Origin of the sequence: Hymenobacter aerophilus DSM 13606 (genome assembly GCF_000382225.1) — a bacterium.
GTDB lineage: Bacteria > Bacteroidota > Bacteroidia > Cytophagales > Hymenobacteraceae > Hymenobacter > Hymenobacter aerophilus.
Window position 1 is genome coordinate 70,107 of record NZ_KB907803.1, and the last position, 17,640, is coordinate 87,746.

The following is a 17,640-nucleotide window of genomic DNA, read 5'->3' on the forward strand; positions in this document are numbered from 1 at the left end:
CGAGGCCGGCTTAGAAAGCCAGAATCACTTCCTCGATGATGTCGCAGGCTTCGTGCAGCTGCTCCTCGTTGATAACCAGCGGCGGGGCGAAGCGGATGATGTCGCCGTGGGTGGGCTTGGCCAGCACGCCGCGCTCCATCAAACTCACGCACACGTCCCAAGCCGTGCGACCGTCGGCGGCGGGCGTAATCACCACGGCGTTCAGCAGGCCCTTTCCGCGCACCAGCTGCACCACTTCGGGGCGCTTGGCCTGCACCTGGCGCATCCGCTCGCGGAATACCTCGCCCAGGGCGCGGGCGTTTTCGGTCAGCTTTTCGTCGAGCAGCACATCGAGGGCGGCGCGCAGTACCACGCTGGCCAGCGGGTTGCCGCCGAACGTGGAGCCGTGCTGGCCGGGCTGGATGGTGAGCATAATTTCGTTGCGGGCCAGCACCGCCGACACCGGCAGCACGCCCCCGCTCAAAGCTTTGCCCAAAATCAGAATATCGGGCTGCACGTCGTCGTAGTACACGGCCAGCAGCTCGCCGGTGCGGCCCAGGCCGGTCTGGATTTCGTCGGCAATGAACAGCACGTTGTGCTCACGGCACAGCGCGGCGGCCTTGCTCAGGTAGCCTTCCGAAGGCACCATCACGCCCGCCTCGCCCTGAATGGGCTCGACCATAAAGGCGCACACGTGCGGGTCCTGCAACGCCTCGGCCAGCGAATCGAGGTCGTCGTAGGGCACTACCTCATAGCCGGGCACGTAGGGGCCGAAGCCGGTGGTCGAGTCGGGGTCGGTGCTGAAGGAGATGATGCCGGTGGTGCGGCCGTGGAAGTTGTGCTCGGCCACCAGAATGCGGGCCTGGTTGGGGGCAATGCCCTTCTCCTGGTAGCCCCACTTGCGGGCCAGCTTGAGGGCCGTTTCCACGGCCTCGGCGCCCGAGTTCATCAGCAGAGCCTTATCATACTTGAACAGCTCGCAGAGCTGCTTTTCGGCCGGGCCGAGCTGGTCGTTGAAGAAGGCGCGGCTCGTGAGCGTGAGGCGCTGGGCCTGCTCGGTGAGAGCCCCAATGATGCGCGGGTGGCAGTGGCCCTGGTTCACGGCCGAGTAAGCCGACAGGAAGTCGAAGTAGTGCTTGCCCTCCACGTCCCACAGATGTACGCCTTCGCCCCGGCTCAGCACCACGGGCAGCGGGTGGTAGTTGTGGGCCCCGTACTGGTCTTCCAGCGCCATAATTTCCTGGCTGCGGGACTGGTCGGTGGCAGAGTGCGTGGGGGCGGGAGCGTGGGAGGTGGTGGACATAAGCGGGGCGGGGGTTAAAGGGTGATATGCCCAAAGTTACGCAAAACCCGCCGGGCCCGCCCCGCCGGCGAGAGTCCGGAAGCCGGCCCAGGCCCTATCTTTACGCTATGCAAGTTCTTCATCATCCGGATGCCCCCGCCGCGGTGGGCCCCTACGCCCAGGCCATCGAGGCCAACGGGTTCGTGTTCTGCTCGGGCCAGACGCCCATCGTGCCCACTTCGGGCAAAGTGGAGGCGCTGACCATCGAAGACCAGACCCGGCAGGTGCTGGCCAACCTGGCCACCGTGCTGTCGGCCCGCGGCCTGGGCCTGGCCGACATCGTGAAAACGACCGTTTTCCTGAAGAACTTCGCCGATTTTCCGCGCATGAACGCCGTGTACGCCGAGTGTTTCGGCGCGCACCGCCCGGCCCGCAGCACCGTCGAGGTGTCGCGGCTGCCGCTCGATGCGCTGGTGGAGATTGAGTGCGTGGCCCTGCTGCCACCGGCCGGCCGATGAGCAGCGCCCGCCTGGCCGCGTTCCTGACCAAACCCCTGCTGCCCGGCGACTTTTACCTCACGCCCGAGGGCTACATGGTGTTCACCGAGCAGTACCACCGCCGCCGGGGCTTTTGCTGCGGCAACGGCTGCCGGCACTGCCCGTGGCAGGGGGCAAAAGGCGAAAAGCCGGGCGCTAACGAGAAATCCGACGGCTAATTGGCTATTTTTCAGGGCGCGGGTTTTGTTCCTGCCGGAATATTCCGATCTTTGCGGCCCTGTTTTTCCGAATTGAAACCACTAAGTTCCTGATATCATGGCCCGAGTTTGTGATCTGACCGGCAAGCGTACCCGCGTAGGCAACAACGTTTCGCACGCCAACAACAAAACCAAGCGCAAGTTCTACCCGAACCTGCAGAAGAAGCGTTTCTACATCCCCGAGCAGGACGCCTGGGTTACGTTGAAAGTAGCTACCAGCACCATCCGCACCATCAACAAGAACGGCATCATGGCCGTCCTCAAGAAGGCTAAGGAGCAGGGCTTCATCACTTACTAGCCTGCCCGTTTCTCTGTAGAGAGAAAGAAGCCGACTGGTTAGCACAAAGCTTCCGCGGCAGAACCCGATTGTACGTCAATCCGGTTCTGCCGCGGAAGCTTTGTGTGGTTGCGGGTAGGCGGCTGGGGCCAGCTGCTGGCCCGGGTGGGGGCGGCTTTGGGCTGAACAGGCCCGGCCTGGTAGAATGGTCAGGCTTGCCTGACCGGGCCGAATCCGTAACTTCCGGCCCCGCTGCCGCACTCCGCGCCGGTGGCTTGTCTGCACGGCCATATGCCCGCTATCTGCTTTTCTTCGCGTTTGAAGCCGCTGTGCCTGGCGGCCGGTTTGCTGCTGGCCACGGGCCCGGCTTTCGCCCAGCCAACCCCGGCGGCCAGTTCCGCGCCAGCCGCCGAGAGCCTCAGCCCGGCTTTCCATAAGCAGCGGCGCGAGCTGCTGCGGCAGGCGCTGCCGCCGGGGGCCGTGGCTGTGCTGTTTGCCGCGCCCGTGCGCAACCGCGCCAACGATGTAAACTACATCTACCACCAGAACCCCGATTTCTACTACCTCACCGGCTACCAAGAGCCCGATGCGGTGCTGGTGCTGTTCAAGGAACCGCAAACGGTGAGCGGCCAGCCGGGCATTACCGAGGCCCTGTTTGTGCAGCCCCGCGACCCCCGCCGCGAGCAGTGGACCGGCCGCCGGCTGGGTGCCGAGGGCGCTAAAAAGCAGCTGCAACTCCAGTTCGCGGCCGACAACACGGAGTTTGCCAAGGCCGGTATCAAGTGGGCCGGGTTCAGCAGCGTGCAGTTTCTGGACCTGCCCGCCGATGTGCGCGACAGCCCCGCCGACCCGGCCGACCTCTTCGACCTGCTGGCCACGTTTCGCCGCCAGGCCGCCGTGCCAACCGATTTCAACCCCGAGCAGGAGGCTCTCTACCAAACCATGCAGCAACGGGGCATCGCCAATGCCGACCGCCTGCGGCCGATGCTCGAAAACCTGAGCCGGCAGCAGCCGGCCGTGGCCCAGGACGACTACGTGCAGCGCTACCTGAAAGCCACCACCGAAACCGAGCGGCGGCAGGCGCTGGCCGCCCGGCCCGTTTTGCGCTTCACGGCCCAGGCCCTCAATAGCGCCCTAAATGAACTGCGGGCCGTGAAAACGGCCGAGGAAATGGCCCTGCTCCGGCGCGCCGTACGCATCAGCGCCGCCGGCCAGCGCGAGGTGATGAAGGCCGCCCACGCTGGCTTGGGCGAGCGGGAGCTACAGGGCATCCACGAATTTGTGTACCGCAAGTACGACGCCGAGTTTGAGGGTTACCCTAGCATTGTGGGCGCCGGGGCCAACGGCTGCATTCTGCACTACGAAACCAACAATAAGCCCCTCGTGGGCAACGATTTGGTGCTCATGGACTGCGGCGCCGAGTACCGCGGCTACTCGGCCGATGTGACGCGCACCATCCCGCCCAGCGGCAAGTTCAGCCCCGCCCAGCGCCAGATTTACGAGCTGGTGCTGGCGGCCCAGGAGGCCGGTTTTGCTGCCAGCCAGCCCGGCGCCGCCTTCCAGGCCCCCGACCAGGCGGCCCGCCAGGTGGTAACCGCCGGGTTGCTGAAGCTCGGCATCATCAAGCAACCCGAGGAAGCGCGGCGCTACTTCCCGCACGGCACCAGCCACTACCTGGGCCTCGATGTGCACGACCGGGGCAGCTACGGCCCGCTGGCGGCCGGCAACGTAATAACAGTCGAGCCCGGCATCTACATCCCCGAAGGCAGCCCCTGCGACCCGAAGTGGTGGAACATCGGCGTGCGCATCGAAGACGACCTGCTCATCACGCCCACCGGCTACGAAAACCTCTCGCGTGAAGCCCCCCGCACCGTGGCCGATATCGAGGCCCTGATGGCCCAGCCCAGCGCCCTCGACGGGTTTACGCTGCCACAACTATAAGCTGCCGGAGCAACCTGAACCGGCAGCGGCCCGCGCCTCACCCGCTACTCGCCGCGCAGGCGGGCGGCGTAGTCGTCGGGCAGCAGGCGCAGCTTGCGGGTGTTGTAGTCGAAGCAGAGCATGCCAGTTTTGGCCCGCGCAATTTCGCGGCCGCTGGTGGTGGCCACGGCGTACACGAGGTCGAAGCCGTACTTGTTGAGGTCGTCGGCGGCCATCTGGATGCGCAGCACGTCGCCGTGGAAACCTTCGCCCTTGTACTCGATGGCTACGTCGGCCATGATGTGGCCCAGGCCGGTGGCGGGGTCGAACTCGGGCTGGCCGAGGTGGGCCAGAAATTGCACCCGGGCTTCATGGAGCAGGCTCAGCAGGGCGTCGTTGCCCAGGTGGGCGCCGTAGTTGAGGTCGGTGATGCGAATGGGCAGCTCGACGGTGAACAGGAATTTATCGGGCAGATTGACTTTGACGCGGGGCATGGGTTTTGGTGCTTGGTGCCTTGTGGGTAGAACTTCACTGCTGACAAAGAACGTCATTCAGAGCGCAGCGAAGAATCTCGCGGACTGACACTGCAACAGTAATCTGACATTAGCACGCGAGATTCTTCGCTGCGCTCTGAATGACGTTCTTTACATCCAACTAAGCACGAAGCACTACCCACTAAGCACTAAAAACCATGCACCCCAACGTGCAACTCCGCCCCACCGCCGACGGCTCGGGCACGCTCTATGTTCCGGCCCTCGATGAGCATTACCACAGCACCCACGGGGCCGTGCAGGAAGCCCGCCACGTGTACCTGGGGGCCGGTCTGGAGCCGGCCCTGGGCGCCGCTACCGGCCCGGTGCGGGTGCTGGAAGTGGGCTTCGGCACCGGCCTGAACGCGCTGCTGACGCTGGAGCGCAGCCGCACGGCCCCGGCACCCATCCGCTACGACACCGTGGAGAAGCACCCGCTGCCCTGGGAGCTGGTGCGCGGGCTGGCCACGGCCCCCGAGTTGCAGCAGCCACCGCTGCCCGCGTTTCGGCAGCAACTGCACGAGTCGGTTTGGGAGCAGCCGGTGGCCCTCACGGCGGCCTTCACGCTGCGCAAGCTGGCCGGCGAGCTGCAGAACCTGGCGCTGGAACCGGAAGCATATCAGGTTATCTACTTCGATGCCTTCGCCCCCGACAAGCAGCCTAATATGTGGACTGAGGATGTATTCGGGCAGCTGTACGCGGCCGCCGCGCCGGGCGGCTGCCTGGTGAGCTACTGCGCCAAGGGCAGCTTCAAGCGCAGCCTGCGGGCCACGGGCTGGCAGGTGGAGGGCATCCCCGGCCCGCCCGGCAAGCGCGAGATGACGCGAGCGTGGCGGTAAAAGCCTACAGTAGGTCGGAGCAAGCCCCCCCCGACCTGTTCAAAAAGCACCTCGCAAGTAGTGTGAACGGCCTAAATAGTAGCGTGAATGACTAAAGAGAAGGCATGAACAGTTTTCCGGAAGGCGTGAACAGTTTTCCGGAAGGCGTGAACAGTTTGCCGGATGATGTGAATGAGCTTCCGGAAGGCGTGAATGAGCTTCCGGAAGGCGTGAAAGACGTTGCGGAAAGTGGGAACGGTCTTCCGGAAGATGTGAAGGACGTTGCGGAGGATGTGAACGAGCTTCCGGAAGGCGTGAGTGGGCTTCCGGATGGCAAAGAGGACTAATCTGAAACGAGAAAGCGGCCTGGGAGGGCCCTTGACGGGGTTTTCACGGCATCCTGCGTAAGTTGCCGCCCTTATGAGTCGAAATCTACTGGAAACGGATGGGCCGGAGTGGGTGCGGCGGGGCGTGATAAGCGAGGCGCAGCGCGAGCAGCTGCTGGCCCTGTACCCCGCCGAGGCCAACGCCATCGGGCTGCTGCCGCTGCTGGGCTCCCTGCTGGTGCTGCTGAGCGCGCTGAGCGTGGTGGCGGCCAACTGGCAGAGCCTGCCCGAGCTGCTGCGGCTGGGGCTGCTGCTGGCCACGCTGGTGGCCGCCTACGCGGGCGGCGAGTACTTCCGGCGGCGCGGCAATACCAGTCTGGGCATGGGCCTGGTGGCGCTGGGGCTCGTAGTGTTCGGGGCCAGTATCGTGCTCACCAGCCAGCTCTACCAGCTCATTGGCTACGACCTGACCGGGCTGCTGGCCTGGGCTGTGGCCGGCATGGGCCTCACTTGGCTCTACCGCAGCCGGCTGCTGTTTCTGCTCACCGTCGTCATCAGCGGCATCGTGCAGGGCTACAACACCGGCCAGCTCGGCGCCTTTAGCTACCTCACGGCCGCCGGCACGGCCCTGGGGCTGGGCCTGTACTGGTGGCGCCGGCCCGACGCGCTGCTCGGCGGCGTGCTGGCCGGCGGCCTGCTCTGGCAGGCGGCGCTGCTGATAAACCACCTGCACGTCAAAATCACCTGGTTCTTCATTCCGGCCATGCTCGTGTACGCCCTCGGCGACTGGCAGGCCGACCGCCCCGCTGGCCGCGCCCTGCAGGGTCCGCCGCTGGCCGCCGCCTTCCTGTTTACGCTGGGGCTGGCCCTGTTTGGCGAATCGGACTTCTACGCCGGGCAGCTGCGGGCGCCGCTGGTGCCCTACCTGGCCGCGTTGGGGGCCGTGCTGGCTCTCTCGTTGGTAGGCAAGCAGCGCCGCGGCCGCCTCAGTGGGGCTACCGACTGGTTGCTGTTGCTGCCGGGCTTCTATTTCACGGGCGGATTGCCGCTGGCCATTGCCACGCTGGTGGTGCTGTACGCCTACTCGGGCAGCGTGCTGTTGCGCGCCCACCAAGAGCAAAACCCCGACCGTGTGACGCTGGGCACCGTGCTGTTCGTGCTGACTACCGCCGTGGCCTACTTCAAGCTGACGTGGGGCTTCTTCGATAAGTCGTTGTTTTTCCTGCTGGGCGGACTGCTGCTGCTGGGCCTGGGCTGGTGGCTGCAACGGCGCGCCGCCCGCACCCTGGCCGCCGCTAATGCCACCGCCGCTTCTGCCGCCCCCAAGCCATGACCGAGCCGCTGCTTTCTCCCCTTGGTCCGACGCCGGCCGCCGCGCCGGCCCTGCCGACCCACCACCGCCGCTGGCTGCTGTGGCTGGTGGCGGCGCAGGTGCTGTTCGTGCTGGGCGTGGCCGCAGCCGGCTACGCCACCGCCGCGCTGGGCCGCAACATCACGCTGCAAACCGAGCCCGTCGACCCGCGCGATTTCCTCTACGGCGACCATCTTCGCCTGCGCTACCAGATCAGTGAGCTGCCCGGCAGCCTGTGGCGCGGTGCCAAACAGCCCCGCCGCAAAGACGCCGCCTACGTGCTGCTCGAACCCCAGCCCACCGGCGCCGACAACTACGTGGCCGTGGGCATCTATCCCGAAGCGCCCGCCACCACTGGCCCGCAAGTAGTATTGCGCGGCTCGGTGCAGGACGTGTGGCGGCGCGGCCTGCGCCTGCGCTACGGCCTGGAGCGCTACTACGTGCCCGAAACCATGACCCGCCAGCTGCGCCACCGCCGTCGCCTGCGCGTGCAAGTCAGCATTGCCCCCTGGGGCCAGGCCCGCATCACGCAGGTTGATACGCTGGGCGTGGTACGGTGAAGTGCTGAACGCCTGTCATCCTGAGCGCAGCGAAGGACCTTATCACGTGAAAACGGGTTGTTGTTACGGCCGTTTAAGCGTGATAAGGTCCTTCGCAAGCTTAGGATGACAGGCGGGTGCTGTTACCGCGCCGCCAACAGTTCCTTATCGGCTTTGGTCAAATCAACCAACGCGTATTTGCGCTGGCCGGTGATGTTCATTTCGTCCAGCACATCGACCAGGCTTTGGTAGCTGGCCTGGTTGCTGGGCTTGATGAGCACCACGCCGCCGGGCTGCTGCTGAAACCGGAGCAGCACCTGGCGTAGGCCGTCGGCGGCCAGGGTGGTGCGGTGCAGCTGGTCGGTGGCCGGGCTGGGGGTGAGGCCGAAGAAGTAGCGCACCTCGCTGTCCTTGTCCAGCAGCAGCGTCAGGGCTTTTTTCGGGTCGATGGGGGTTTCAGGCCCCGGCGTGGGCATGGCCAGCTCCATCACGCTGGGCTTGTTGAAGGTGGTGGTGAGCATGAAGAACGTCAGCAGCAGAAAAGCCAGGTCTACCATCGGCGTCATGTCGGGGTGGAAGGCGCGTTTGGTGGCGCGGGGCTTGCCGGATTTGGGGGCGGCGGTAGGTTGGATGCTGGCCATGCTGTTGGAAGTTTAGTGGAACATAGCCCTTCAACGATGCAGCGAGGCGCCGTATTGCGCGGGGCCAGTTTCCCGCAGAGGTTCGCAGAGCCATTCTACTGCTCAAACCGCCACATCCGCCCGGGCGTGAGGCAGGCGTGCAGGCGCACGTCGCCGGCCCAGGCATCGGCAATGCGGGGCACCGGCGGCTCCAGGCTCACGCCAATGCGCAGCGCATCGGGGCGGCACTGGGCCAAAAAGTGGTCGTAGAAACCCTTACCGTAGCCCACGCGGTGGCCAGTTTTATCAAAAGCCAGCAGCGGCACCAGCACCGCGTCCAACATTTCGGGGGCTACTTCGGGCGCATCTGCGGCGGGCTCCGGGATTCCCCAACGGTTGGGCGTCAGTGGGGTTTCGGGAGTTAGAGCATAGTGGCGCAGGGTGCGGCCGTCGGGCTGCACTACCGGCACGGCCAGCCGCAAAGCGGGGTACTCGGCCCACAACCGACGGATGAGCGGCCAGGTATCGGGCTCGTGCTGGCGGGCAATCGGCAGAAACAGGTGCAGCCCGCGCCACTGCGCCACCGGAAACCCGGCCAGCAGCTGCGGCCACAGTGCAGTGCTGCGGTGGGCTACTTCCGTTTCGGGTAAGGCTAGGCGGCGGGCCAGGGCGGTGCGGCGGAGGTCTTGCTTTAGCACTGATTGCGGCTGATTGGCTTGTGACGCTGTATTTCTTCGATATTGCCTCGCAGCGAAGGTCAGTCCAAAGCAGTTACGTTGAAGCCTACTTTAAACTGCATGCCCGCCAGCCGGGCCCCGAGCGACATCTTCTCCCAGGTCCCCTGGCTGGTTTTGCGGATGTACGGAGGCTTGCCGAAATAGCCCAGCGCCGCGGAAAAATAGACATTCTTGCGTAGGTCGTGCATTTGCTGCGACGTCTGCGCCATGCCGCCGGCCACCCATTCCAGCGTCAGCAGAAAGTCTTCGTCCAGCACCAGATTGTCCGCCGTCAGGTCCACTACCAGCGGGCCGGTGTTGTTGGGGCGGCTGGAGCTGTGCACGAGAATGTCGCGGCGGTTGAGCTTTTCGTTGGATGGCTGGCCGTCGGGCAACAGCCGGTACAGGTTTACGCGAAACGTGAGGTCGACGCTATCCTGATACAGCAGGTTGAAGCGGGCCTGCTGCACTTTGGTGGGTTGATGCCGCCGGTTGATAACGACGCCTACCTCGGTCCCGTGGCCCTCCGCCGCCATACTGGCAACTATCACCTCCGAGGTGCTGTTGTTGCCCAGCGTCAGGCGGCGCTTGAAAAGGCCCGGCGCCTGCACCCGCACATCGGCCAGTGCCACGGCCGCTGGCGCCAATTGCGCTTGGGGCTTCACCAGCAACTCCCGAAGCACTACCTGCCGCGGCTCAAAGCCAATACTCGACAGGCGCACCGTGTCGGTGAGGTTGGCGGCGGTGTAGGAGAGCTGGTAGCGGCCCTGCTCGTCGGCCACCGTGCCCACGTCCTTGCCCGGAATCCCGATGTTGGCGTAGGGCACCGGCTGGCCCGAACCAGTTTCCGTAACGGTGCCCGTCAGGGTTTGAGCGTGCGCCGCCGATCCGAGGGCCAGCAGCAAAAAGAATGCAACAAGTTTGAAGTCAGTGGGTAAGTACATCAGCAGGGAGTAGGAAACGAGGTTCTTCTCCCGGATACCAAAACCAGCTTGGCGGTTGCTTTAAGCCGCTTTCAAACCTGCCAACTGCGCGGTAAGCGCATCTAACTGTTCTTTCCAGTAAGCAGCTGCTTCGAGATTGTTGACGAATTTTTGATTCTGTTGCTCCTTAGGCAAACCCCGGTAGTGGTGCCAGTTGGCTCGCCTATCCGCATCGGCTTCCCGCTTAGTTTGAGGTTCAGCGCGGGCTAACCAGAAGCGTTGTTGCTCAACGTAGTCCGCCTGCCGCTCCTCCAGATAAGCTACCAACGATGGCTTATCAGCGGGCACATAACCGGGGCCACTACAACCGCAGGAGTGGTAAGTAATACCCACCGAATACAAATCGCGCAGGTGCTGCCAAGCCTTTACCTCCGCTTTGGGAGGGGATTTGAAGTCTTTGCCCATATCGGCCATCAAACCCCGGCACTCCGGACAGGTAGCAGGGACAGAGTCAGCTGTAAGCTTGTCGCGGTCTATATCACGCAACAGCCGCCGCTTGAACGTTTTGCGGCAAGCGAAACAGGCGTAGTGACTTTTATAGGCTATTTGACCGTAGCGACACATCAGCAGATGGGATTTACGCCTCTTCCAGCAGCGTGAACTCCAGCGCCAACGGGTTGAAGGCGTCGAGCAGCTGCTGGATGAAGTCGGGGTTGTTGATGAGGATGTTGAGCACGTTGTCGGAGCGCTCCTGGAGGCCGCCGCCGGGCAGCAGCTTGCCCAGCAGGCCATCGAGCTGCTGGTAAGCCGTTTCGTGCTTGGCTTCGGCAGCTTTGCTGAGACGCTTTTCGAGGTTGCTCAAAATGCCGCTGGCTTTCTGCTGCTCGGCGGCCACGGCTTTTACCAGCGAAGGGTCGAGGCGCTGGGCGAGCTCGGCCACCTGCTCGAAGGCTGCTGCCAGCTGTTGCTGCTGCGCGTGCAAATCCACTTCTTCCTGGCCCAGATGCGCGGCCAGTTGCTTTTTTAGCTCCGGCAGCTTCTCAAAAATGGCGGTATTATTCAACCCCAGTTTACGCAGCTTGCCGGCGTTGGCTTTGCTGATGAACTGAGCGGAGTTGCGCAGTAGCACGATGGGGAACGGCACGCCGTTTTCCTCGAACACGCCCTTCAACTGGAACCAGTAAGCCACTTCGGCCCCGCCGCCGATGTAGCACAGATTAGGCAGCAGCAGCTCCTGGTACAGTGGCCGCAGTACCACGTTGGGGCTGAACTGCTCGGGGTGCGCGGCGGCCAGGGCCAGCAGCTCCGGGCGGCCCAGCTCCTTGGCCGCGCCATCCACAGTCAGTGTTACCGAGTCGGTGGCCGCGTCGTATTCCAGCCGCTCGCGCTGGCCTTCTTCGGTGATGAAGAACAGGTTGAAGGGCCGGGCGTACACCTGGGGCTTGTAGCCGGTGGCTTCCAGGTGGGTGTCGGCGGCCTGCACGGCCTGGTACGAGGCCTGGTCGCGCAGCTCGCGCGCCAGCACCGGGGCCAGCGCCTGCTTCAGCGCCGGTACATCGGCATCAAGGCTCACCAGCCCGTATTCGCCAAACAGGCCCAGCGCCAGCCGGTGGGTGGCCTCGGCCAGCGTTTTCGACTCGGCATAAGCCTCGCGGAACAGCGCCGGCACATCGGCGGGCAACTGGTCGAGCACCTGCTCCGGCAAACCCTCCAGCGCCATGCGGCCCACAGGCTGGCCGGTGGCGGCCGCGTTCCACTCGTACTTCTTGCCAAACAGGCTGAAATGGTTGATTTCGGCGAAGTCGTGGTCCTCGGTAGCCAGCCAGTACACCGGCACGAAATCGTACTGCGGATACGCCTCCTTGAGCTGCCGGGCCAGCTTGATGGCCGACACAATCTTGTAGATAAAGTACAGCGGCCCGGTAAATAGGTTGAGCTGGTGGCCGGTGGTCACGGTAAACGTGGTGTCCTGGGCCAGCAGCTTCAGGTTGGCCTGCACGGCAGCCGGGGCTTCGGGCAGGTGGGCGTACTGCTGCTGCAGCGCCGCTACCAGCCGCTGCCGGGCTTCCGGCGAATAGGCGGCCTGCTTTTCTTTTATCTGCTCGGCAAACGCATCGAGCGTCGGAAAACGGTGATAGAAAGGCTGCAGGGCTTCTTTCTGCGCCAGATAATCAACGAGTAAAGAAGAAAATGCGCCGGTTTCGGCGTAGGGGAGCGTAGTGACGGTCATGGGCGGATGGGGTAATCCGGCTACAACCGGCCAGACGCCACAAAGTAACGGGGAGTTTACCAGTTGTTGGTTGCCAGTTGTCAGTTGCCAGTAAAAGAACGTCATGCTGAGCTTGCCGAAGCATCTCTACCGCAGTGCTAACCTCTTTTGATTAGCGCTGCGGTAGAGATGCTTCGGCAAGCTCAGCATGACGTTCTTTTTATGAAAATGGCTCAATGCTATACCAGCCGGCCGTACAAATCGAAGTCGGAAGCTTCCGTGATTTCCACCTGGGCGAAGTCGCCGAGGCGCACGAACGTGTCGTTGGTGGCGGGCACCAGCACTTCGTTGTCCACTTCGGGCGAGTCGTACTGGGTGCGGCCCACGAAGTAGCCGCTTTCCTTGCGGTCGAAGAGCACCTTGTAGGTCTGGCCGATTTTCTGCTCGTTGAGCTCCATCGAAATGCCCTGCTGCAGCTCCATAATCTGGTCGGCGCGGTCCTGCTTTACTTCGGCCGGTACGTCGTCTTCGAGCGTGTAGGAGTGCGTGTTGTCCTCGTGCGAGTAGGTGAAGATGCCCAGCCGGTCGAAGCGCGTGTCTTCCACGAAACGGTAGAGGTCCTCGAAATCCTGCTGGGTTTCGCCGGGGTGGCCGGCAATGAGGGTCGTGCGCAGGGCAATGTCGGGCACGCGCTGGCGGATGGTGTCGACCAGCTCGCGGGTGCGGCGCTGGCTGATGCCGCGGCGCATGGTTTTGAGCATGTTATCCGAAATATGCTGCAGCGGCATATCGAGGTATTTGCACACGTTTTCGCGCTCGTTCATCACGTCGAGCACGTCGAGCGGGAACTGCGAGGGGTAGGCGTACTGCATCCGAATCCAGTCGATGCCCTCCACGTCGGAGAGGTGGCGCACGAGGTCGGCCAGCTTGCGGGTGCCGTAGTGCTCCAAGCCGTAGTAGGTCAGGTCCTGGGCAATGAGAATCAGCTCCTTGGTGCCCATAGAGGCCAGACGCTTGGCCTCGCGTACCAGGTCCTCGATGGGCCGGTCGGTGTGCTTGCCGCGCATGAGCGGGATGGCGCAGAACGAGCAAGGGCGGTTGCAGCCCTCGGCAATCTTGAAGTAGGCGTAGTGGGCGGGCGTAGTCAGCAGCCGCTCGCCCACCAGCTCGTGCTGGTAGTTGGCCTCCAGCTTCTTCATCAGCTGGGGCAGCTCCAGGGTCCCGAAATAGGCATCTACCTGCGGAATCTCGCGCTCCAGATCGTCCTTGTAGCGCTGCGAGAGGCAGCCCGTCACGTAGAGCTTTTCCAGCCGGCCAGCCTCCTTCTCGTCGGCGTAGCGCAGAATCGTATCGATGCTTTCCTGCTTGGCGTTATCAATAAAGCCGCAGGTGTTGATGATGACGATGTTGGCATCGCTCTGCTCGGCTTCGTGCGTTACCTCGAACTGGTTGGCCCGGAGCTGGCCCATGAGCACCTCCGAATCGACCACGTTTTTGGAGCAGCCGAGGGTGATGACGTTGACTTTATTGGCCTGCTGGCTTCTTACTTTCATGCTGAGATGGGTAGGCGGGCGGCCGGGCAATTATTTCTGAATGAGAAACTTGCCCGCTACGGCCCGCAGCGAAATTTCGGACCGCAAAGGTACGCACCCGGCAACGCCTTTTCCTACCCGGAAGGTTTCTTTGTGGAAGAGTTGCTGAACGGGCAGCCGTAAAACCACCTGTAATCCTGAGCTTGCGAAGGAACCTATACAGAAGCTAACATCTGAGATTAGTATTGCTGTATAGGTCCTTCGTCCTTGCTCTAAGCGCAACATGCTCAGGATGACAGGCGGGCTGTTCAGTTCTTACTTCTTGAACAGCGAATTGACGAACGTGGTCCGGTCAAATAGCTGTAAGTCGGTCATCTTCTCGCCCACGCCGATGTAGCGTACCGGCACCTGGAGCTGGGCCGAAATGCCGATAACTACGCCGCCCTTAGCCGTGCCGTCGAGCTTGGTGATGGCCAGCGCCGACACGTCGGTGGCCTTGGTGAACTCCTGGGCCTGCAAATAGGCATTCTGACCAGTGCTGCCGTCGAGCACCAGCAGCACCTCGTGGGGCGCATCGGGAATCACCTTCTGCATCACGCGCTTGATTTTGCTCAGCTCGTTCATCAGGTTCACCTTGTTATGCAGGCGGCCCGCCGTGTCGATAATCACCACGTCGGCGCCCATTTCCACGCCTTTCTGCACCGCATCGAAGGCTACGGCAGCCGGGTCGGTGTTCATGCCGTGCGAAATAACCGGCACGCCCACCCGCTCACCCCAGATGATGAGCTGATCCACAGCGGCAGCCCGGAACGTGTCGGCGGCGCCCAGCACCACCTTTTTGCCTGCCGAGTGGAAGCGGTGGGCCAGCTTGCCGATGGTGGTGGTTTTGCCCACCCCGTTCACGCCCACCACCATAATCACGAAGGGCGAACCCGTGTTGTCGGGCCTATCCAGGATAGCGCGCGAGCCGGTGGCACTGCTGTTAGCATCGAGCAGACTCACGATTTCCTCGCGCAGGATGCGGTCCAGGTCGCCGGTGCTAACGTACTTGTCGCGGGCCACGCGCTTCTCGATGCGCTCAATCACCTTTACGGTCGTGTCGATACCCACATCGGCGTGCACCAGCATGGTTTCCAGGTCGTCGAGCACGACCTCGTCCACGGTGCTGCGGCCGGCCACAGCCTTGCTGAGCTGGTCGAAGAAGCTGGTTTTGGTTTTCTGCAACCCCTCATCGAGGGCCTGCTGCTGCTCCTTGTTTTCCTTGTCCTTCTTGAAAAAGTCGAAGAGGCCCATGGGGGTCGGGGTATGGATTGGTGGGGTCGGGGAACTGAGGCAACAAAGAACGTCATTCTGCGCAGAGCGCGGAATCCTGCGCGCCAAAGCAGCCCCCACGTTAGAGGGCACGTTGGTACGCGAGATTCTGCGCTCTGCTCAGAATGACGTGCTGGATTCTTGAAAAATCTGCATGCAAAAAAGTCCCACGCTGGCGGGACTTCTTCACTTCGTATCAGGTAGCCCAAAGGGCAACCGGCTACTTAACGCCGGTCGTGATGTAATCCTGTACTTTATCAACGGGCACCATTTCCTCGCGGAAGGTGTAGGCACCGGTTTTCTCCGACTTGACAGCGCGAATTACCTTCGCCCAGTCTTTGCCGGTAGCGGTCTTCAGGGTTGCTACTACTTTCTTTGCCATGACGCAGCTTACTTAATTTCCTTGTGAACAGTCATTTTGCGCAGCACATTGTTGAATTTCTTCAACTCGATGCGCTCGGGCGTGTTCTTGCGGTTCTTGGTGGTGATGTAGCGCGAGGTGCCCGGCTGCCCCGAGTTCTTATGCTCAGTGCATTCAAGGATTACCTGCACCCGGTTGCCTTTCTTAGCCATCTCGACGGGGTTTTTGGATTAAGGACTGCAAAGGTACAAGGGAAATCGGCATTGACAAATACTTTGTTGATAATTGGGTGATTAGAAAGCCGCTGTGCCCGCGCCACTACCCGCCTATGGTCTGGAGCCGAAGAACAGTAACTTCAAAAGCTGCCCGGAGTGCGCTGCCTCGCCATCTCTAGTGCGGCGTAACCGGCGTCGGCGGCACTATCCGGAACCCCTCTGCCAGCGACTCGCCGCGCAACTCCAGCCCCGGCACGATAGCGTGCGTGCAGGGCAGCGGAGTCTCGCCGCAGGCCCCTAGTTTCTCATTGGCAACGTGCACCACATGCCCCTTGGGTAAGCGTACGGGATGGGTGGGCGGCAGCGGTGGCAGATTGGGCCAAAAGAGAGCCGCTACGGCCTCGGGGCGGGGGTGGCGCAGGGCATAGATGGGGTCGCGCAACAGGTTTAATAGGCCGGCCCCAGCCCCAGCCAGCAACAGCACGCCAAGCCAGCGGGGGAGTGGTGGCAGTGTCAGCCAGGGCCAAAAAGCCAGCACCACCAGAAAGCCGGCGCCAAACCGGTAGTCGGGGGCCAGGGTGAACCAGAATACGCCCCCCACGGCGGCTACCAGCCAGGCGCTAAGCCACCCCAGCTGATCGAGGCGGACTGTCGTCCGCCGTGCCCGCCACCAAACAATCAGCGGGGCTATAGCAATTAGTTTTACCGCCAGTAAGAGGGGCGAGCCGGGAGCTTCGTAGTGCCACCAGCGCGGAACCCACTGCTGGAAGCGCGTCTCTACCGGGTCGTGCCAATTCGCGTGGGGCAGGCTGCGCGCTACATTGGTTACGATTCTCTGCTCATCCAGCACTAGCTCAGGCGGCATCCGCCAATCAACCGGCAAGCCCGGCAAGCCTGGTAGCGGGTAGATGGGGTAGCCCGACAGCACCAGATTACGGATCAGCCAAGGCAGAAAAACCACCGTGGCTAACCCCAGCAGAGGCAGTGCCGCCGGCCAAATCTTGTGATTTAGGCCGGCCGCCGCACCCCCGGCAGCGGCCGGGCGCTGCGCCACCCACAGGGCGTGCAACGGCAGCAGCAATACTGGTAGAGCTGATAGCTTAATAGTAACGGCCACCCCGCTCAGCAGCGCTAATAATATCAGTCGGGGCCGGCCGGCACTGCCTTGCACATTATAGGGGCCGAAAAATCCACTGTACAGCAAAAAGATGAAGTTCAGGAAGATAATCACGGCGCAATCGGGCGCCGGGCTGGCCAGCCAACCCCGGAATACGTAAAAATGCACGCAAAACAGCAGCAACCCCGCCCAGGCCCAAGCGGCTCCGAAACCGCGCATTCCGCGCACCACGCCACGGACCGCCGCTACGGCCAGCAGCACGCCCAGGTAGGGCGGCAGCGGGTAGTAGGTGCCAGTAGGCGTTGGGATGCTGAAGACGGCTGTAGCCAGAAACAGGTGCGAATTGAAAGCCAGCCGCCCATGAAGGTTACCCAGGCCCGGGATTACGCTGTAGTCCTGTAGCCAGTGCAGCGTCTGCAGGTAGTAAAGCTGCGCGTCGGGGTTGCCACTACCGAGCTGCTGATACAGCAACAACGCCAGTAGTAGTAAAGCCAGCAGAGCCGCGCCCGTCCACCACGCGGCCGGGCGCGGGGCAGTTCGCCAGCGGTGCCACTCCATTGCCACGGCCTGGCGCTGGCCCAGCAGCAAGGCCACCACCAATACGGCCAAACCGCCGCGCACGACCCAACTGCCCAGCGGCAGCACCAGCGACACGGGCGCCAAGCCCGCCGTGAGCAGGGCCACGCCGGCCAGACTTAGCACTTCAACGGGCAGCGGTGCGGGCCGACGGGCTGTTACGGCCCGCCAGGCCGACCAGCCCAGCGTAGTGGTAACGAGGGCCAGCAGTAGCCAGCTTCCCAGAATAAGCAGCATAACAGAGGAATTTCAACCGCCAAAGTAAAGGCTTTGCCGGTGGGGCC

The 17,640-nt window shown here is 63.0% G+C and carries 20 protein-coding genes; 8 read left to right on the plus strand and 12 right to left on the minus strand.

Annotation, left to right across the window (positions count from 1 at the left end; all coding sequences use genetic code 11):
• Window positions 1–10 precede the first annotated feature (10 nt).
• On the minus strand, window positions 11–1,282 hold the full coding sequence (gene rocD, locus H145_RS0104115; protein ID WP_019946869.1) for an ornithine--oxo-acid transaminase: 1,272 nt from the start codon (window positions 1,280–1,282) through the stop codon (window positions 11–13).
• A gap of 107 nt (window positions 1,283–1,389) precedes the next feature.
• On the opposite strand from rocD, the gene H145_RS0104120 reads away from it, so the two are divergent.
• From H145_RS0104120 to H145_RS0104135, 4 genes are all read left to right on the plus strand, one after another.
• Complete coding sequence (locus tag H145_RS0104120) at window positions 1,390–1,779, plus strand: Rid family detoxifying hydrolase (protein ID WP_026351242.1); 390 nt, start codon at window positions 1,390–1,392, stop codon at window positions 1,777–1,779.
• Window positions 1,776–1,976, plus strand: coding sequence for a DUF5522 domain-containing protein (locus H145_RS19910; RefSeq protein ID WP_019946871.1), 201 nt, complete (start codon window positions 1,776–1,778; stop codon window positions 1,974–1,976). The genes H145_RS0104120 and H145_RS19910 overlap by 4 nt, the downstream gene beginning before the upstream one ends.
• Before the next feature lie 97 nt (window positions 1,977–2,073).
• Entirely contained in the window at window positions 2,074–2,313 is a 240-nt protein-coding gene (gene rpmB / locus H145_RS0104130; protein WP_019946872.1) for a 50S ribosomal protein L28, read from the plus strand.
• 297 nt (window positions 2,314–2,610) lie between these two features.
• Window positions 2,611–4,233, plus strand: coding sequence for an aminopeptidase P N-terminal domain-containing protein (locus H145_RS0104135; protein ID WP_019946873.1), 1,623 nt, complete (start codon window positions 2,611–2,613; stop codon window positions 4,231–4,233).
• A gap of 44 nt (window positions 4,234–4,277) precedes the next feature.
• On the opposite strand, the gene H145_RS0104140 is transcribed toward H145_RS0104135, so the two are convergent.
• Window positions 4,278–4,706 carry a thioesterase family protein gene (locus H145_RS0104140; protein WP_019946874.1) on the minus strand — a complete coding sequence of 143 codons (429 nt, stop codon included), beginning with the start codon at window positions 4,704–4,706 and terminating at the stop codon, window positions 4,278–4,280.
• A gap of 197 nt (window positions 4,707–4,903) precedes the next feature.
• Here H145_RS0104140 and mnmD point away from each other — a divergent pair, with 197 nt between their 5' ends.
• From mnmD to H145_RS19920, 4 genes are all read left to right on the plus strand, one after another.
• Window positions 4,904–5,581 carry a tRNA (5-methylaminomethyl-2-thiouridine)(34)-methyltransferase MnmD gene (mnmD, locus tag H145_RS0104145; RefSeq protein ID WP_019946875.1) on the plus strand — a complete coding sequence of 226 codons (678 nt, stop codon included), beginning with the start codon at window positions 4,904–4,906 and terminating at the stop codon, window positions 5,579–5,581.
• A gap of 104 nt (window positions 5,582–5,685) precedes the next feature.
• On the plus strand, window positions 5,686–5,907 hold the full coding sequence (locus H145_RS0104150) for a hypothetical protein (RefSeq protein WP_157541140.1): 222 nt from the start codon (window positions 5,686–5,688) through the stop codon (window positions 5,905–5,907).
• Between the two features lie 73 nt (window positions 5,908–5,980).
• Window positions 5,981–7,219, plus strand: a complete 1,239-nt coding sequence (locus H145_RS19915) for a DUF2157 domain-containing protein (RefSeq protein ID WP_071595117.1) — start codon at window positions 5,981–5,983, stop codon at window positions 7,217–7,219.
• Entirely contained in the window at window positions 7,216–7,797 is a 582-nt protein-coding gene (locus tag H145_RS19920; protein ID WP_019946878.1) for a GDYXXLXY domain-containing protein, read from the plus strand. Before H145_RS19915 ends, H145_RS19920 begins: the two co-directional genes overlap by 4 nt.
• Window positions 7,798–7,919: 122 nt before the next feature.
• Here the strand turns inward: H145_RS19920 and H145_RS0104165 are convergent, their stop codons facing one another.
• The 10 genes from H145_RS0104165 to H145_RS0104220 form a co-directional block, all read right to left on the minus strand.
• On the minus strand, window positions 7,920–8,417 hold the full coding sequence (locus tag H145_RS0104165; protein WP_019946879.1) for an ExbD/TolR family protein: 498 nt from the start codon (window positions 8,415–8,417) through the stop codon (window positions 7,920–7,922).
• Window positions 8,418–8,512: 95 nt separating this feature from the next.
• Window positions 8,513–9,094 (minus strand): 5-formyltetrahydrofolate cyclo-ligase, encoded by a 582-nt coding sequence (locus H145_RS0104170; protein WP_019946880.1) that lies wholly within the window; start codon window positions 9,092–9,094, stop codon window positions 8,513–8,515.
• Window positions 9,095–9,153: 59 nt separating this feature from the next.
• Window positions 9,154–10,056: a carboxypeptidase-like regulatory domain-containing protein gene (locus tag H145_RS0104175; protein ID WP_019946881.1), complete on the minus strand. Its 903-nt coding sequence runs from the start codon at window positions 10,054–10,056 to the stop codon at window positions 9,154–9,156.
• A gap of 60 nt (window positions 10,057–10,116) precedes the next feature.
• The gene (locus H145_RS0104180; protein ID WP_157541143.1) at window positions 10,117–10,500 is read right to left on the minus strand and encodes a hypothetical protein; all 384 of its coding nucleotides are present in this window, start codon (window positions 10,498–10,500) and stop codon (window positions 10,117–10,119) included.
• A gap of 172 nt (window positions 10,501–10,672) precedes the next feature.
• Window positions 10,673–12,265 carry a bacillithiol biosynthesis cysteine-adding enzyme BshC gene (gene bshC, locus H145_RS0104185; protein WP_019946883.1) on the minus strand — a complete coding sequence of 531 codons (1,593 nt, stop codon included), beginning with the start codon at window positions 12,263–12,265 and terminating at the stop codon, window positions 10,673–10,675.
• A gap of 218 nt (window positions 12,266–12,483) precedes the next feature.
• Entirely contained in the window at window positions 12,484–13,797 is a 1,314-nt protein-coding gene (rimO, locus tag H145_RS0104190) for a 30S ribosomal protein S12 methylthiotransferase RimO (RefSeq protein WP_019946884.1), read from the minus strand.
• Between the two features lie 294 nt (window positions 13,798–14,091).
• Complete coding sequence (gene ftsY / locus H145_RS0104200; protein WP_019946886.1) at window positions 14,092–15,069, minus strand: signal recognition particle-docking protein FtsY; 978 nt, start codon at window positions 15,067–15,069, stop codon at window positions 14,092–14,094.
• A gap of 238 nt (window positions 15,070–15,307) precedes the next feature.
• Entirely contained in the window at window positions 15,308–15,469 is a 162-nt protein-coding gene (locus tag H145_RS23175; RefSeq protein ID WP_019946887.1) for a DUF4295 domain-containing protein, read from the minus strand.
• Window positions 15,470–15,477: 8 nt separating this feature from the next.
• Window positions 15,478–15,660: a 50S ribosomal protein L33 gene (gene rpmG, locus H145_RS0104215; protein ID WP_019946888.1), complete on the minus strand. Its 183-nt coding sequence runs from the start codon at window positions 15,658–15,660 to the stop codon at window positions 15,478–15,480.
• Window positions 15,661–15,838: 178 nt separating this feature from the next.
• Window positions 15,839–17,593 carry an LIC_10190 family membrane protein gene (locus H145_RS0104220; RefSeq protein ID WP_019946889.1) on the minus strand — a complete coding sequence of 585 codons (1,755 nt, stop codon included), beginning with the start codon at window positions 17,591–17,593 and terminating at the stop codon, window positions 15,839–15,841.
• Window positions 17,594–17,640 lie beyond the last annotated feature (47 nt).

What these genes read in the sequence shown, in the direction of transcription:
- rimO (WP_019946884.1), bottom strand. Translation starts at nt 13,797, where the DNA reads ATGAAAGTAAGAAGCCAGCAGGCCAATAAAGTCAACGTCATCACCCTC.
- ftsY (WP_019946886.1), bottom strand. Translation starts at nt 15,069, where the DNA reads ATGGGCCTCTTCGACTTTTTCAAGAAGGACAAGGAAAACAAGGAGCAG.
- H145_RS19920 (WP_019946878.1), top strand. Translation starts at nt 7,216, where the DNA reads ATGACCGAGCCGCTGCTTTCTCCCCTTGGTCCGACGCCGGCCGCCGCG.
- H145_RS0104120 (WP_026351242.1), top strand. Translation starts at nt 1,390, where the DNA reads ATGCAAGTTCTTCATCATCCGGATGCCCCCGCCGCGGTGGGCCCCTAC.
- rocD (WP_019946869.1), bottom strand. Translation starts at nt 1,282, where the DNA reads ATGTCCACCACCTCCCACGCTCCCGCCCCCACGCACTCTGCCACCGAC.
- mnmD (WP_019946875.1), top strand. Translation starts at nt 4,904, where the DNA reads ATGCACCCCAACGTGCAACTCCGCCCCACCGCCGACGGCTCGGGCACG.
- H145_RS23175 (WP_019946887.1), bottom strand. Translation starts at nt 15,469, where the DNA reads ATGGCAAAGAAAGTAGTAGCAACCCTGAAGACCGCTACCGGCAAAGAC.
- H145_RS19910 (WP_019946871.1), top strand. Translation starts at nt 1,776, where the DNA reads ATGAGCAGCGCCCGCCTGGCCGCGTTCCTGACCAAACCCCTGCTGCCC.
- rpmG (WP_019946888.1), bottom strand. Translation starts at nt 15,660, where the DNA reads ATGGCTAAGAAAGGCAACCGGGTGCAGGTAATCCTTGAATGCACTGAG.
- H145_RS0104140 (WP_019946874.1), bottom strand. Translation starts at nt 4,706, where the DNA reads ATGCCCCGCGTCAAAGTCAATCTGCCCGATAAATTCCTGTTCACCGTC.
- H145_RS0104150 (WP_157541140.1), top strand. Translation starts at nt 5,686, where the DNA reads ATGAACAGTTTTCCGGAAGGCGTGAACAGTTTTCCGGAAGGCGTGAAC.
- H145_RS0104180 (WP_157541143.1), bottom strand. Translation starts at nt 10,500, where the DNA reads ATGGGCAAAGACTTCAAATCCCCTCCCAAAGCGGAGGTAAAGGCTTGG.
- H145_RS0104220 (WP_019946889.1), bottom strand. Translation starts at nt 17,593, where the DNA reads ATGCTGCTTATTCTGGGAAGCTGGCTACTGCTGGCCCTCGTTACCACT.
- H145_RS0104165 (WP_019946879.1), bottom strand. Translation starts at nt 8,417, where the DNA reads ATGGCCAGCATCCAACCTACCGCCGCCCCCAAATCCGGCAAGCCCCGC.
- H145_RS19915 (WP_071595117.1), top strand. Translation starts at nt 5,981, where the DNA reads ATGAGTCGAAATCTACTGGAAACGGATGGGCCGGAGTGGGTGCGGCGG.
- bshC (WP_019946883.1), bottom strand. Translation starts at nt 12,265, where the DNA reads ATGACCGTCACTACGCTCCCCTACGCCGAAACCGGCGCATTTTCTTCT.
- rpmB (WP_019946872.1), top strand. Translation starts at nt 2,074, where the DNA reads ATGGCCCGAGTTTGTGATCTGACCGGCAAGCGTACCCGCGTAGGCAAC.
- H145_RS0104175 (WP_019946881.1), bottom strand. Translation starts at nt 10,056, where the DNA reads ATGTACTTACCCACTGACTTCAAACTTGTTGCATTCTTTTTGCTGCTG.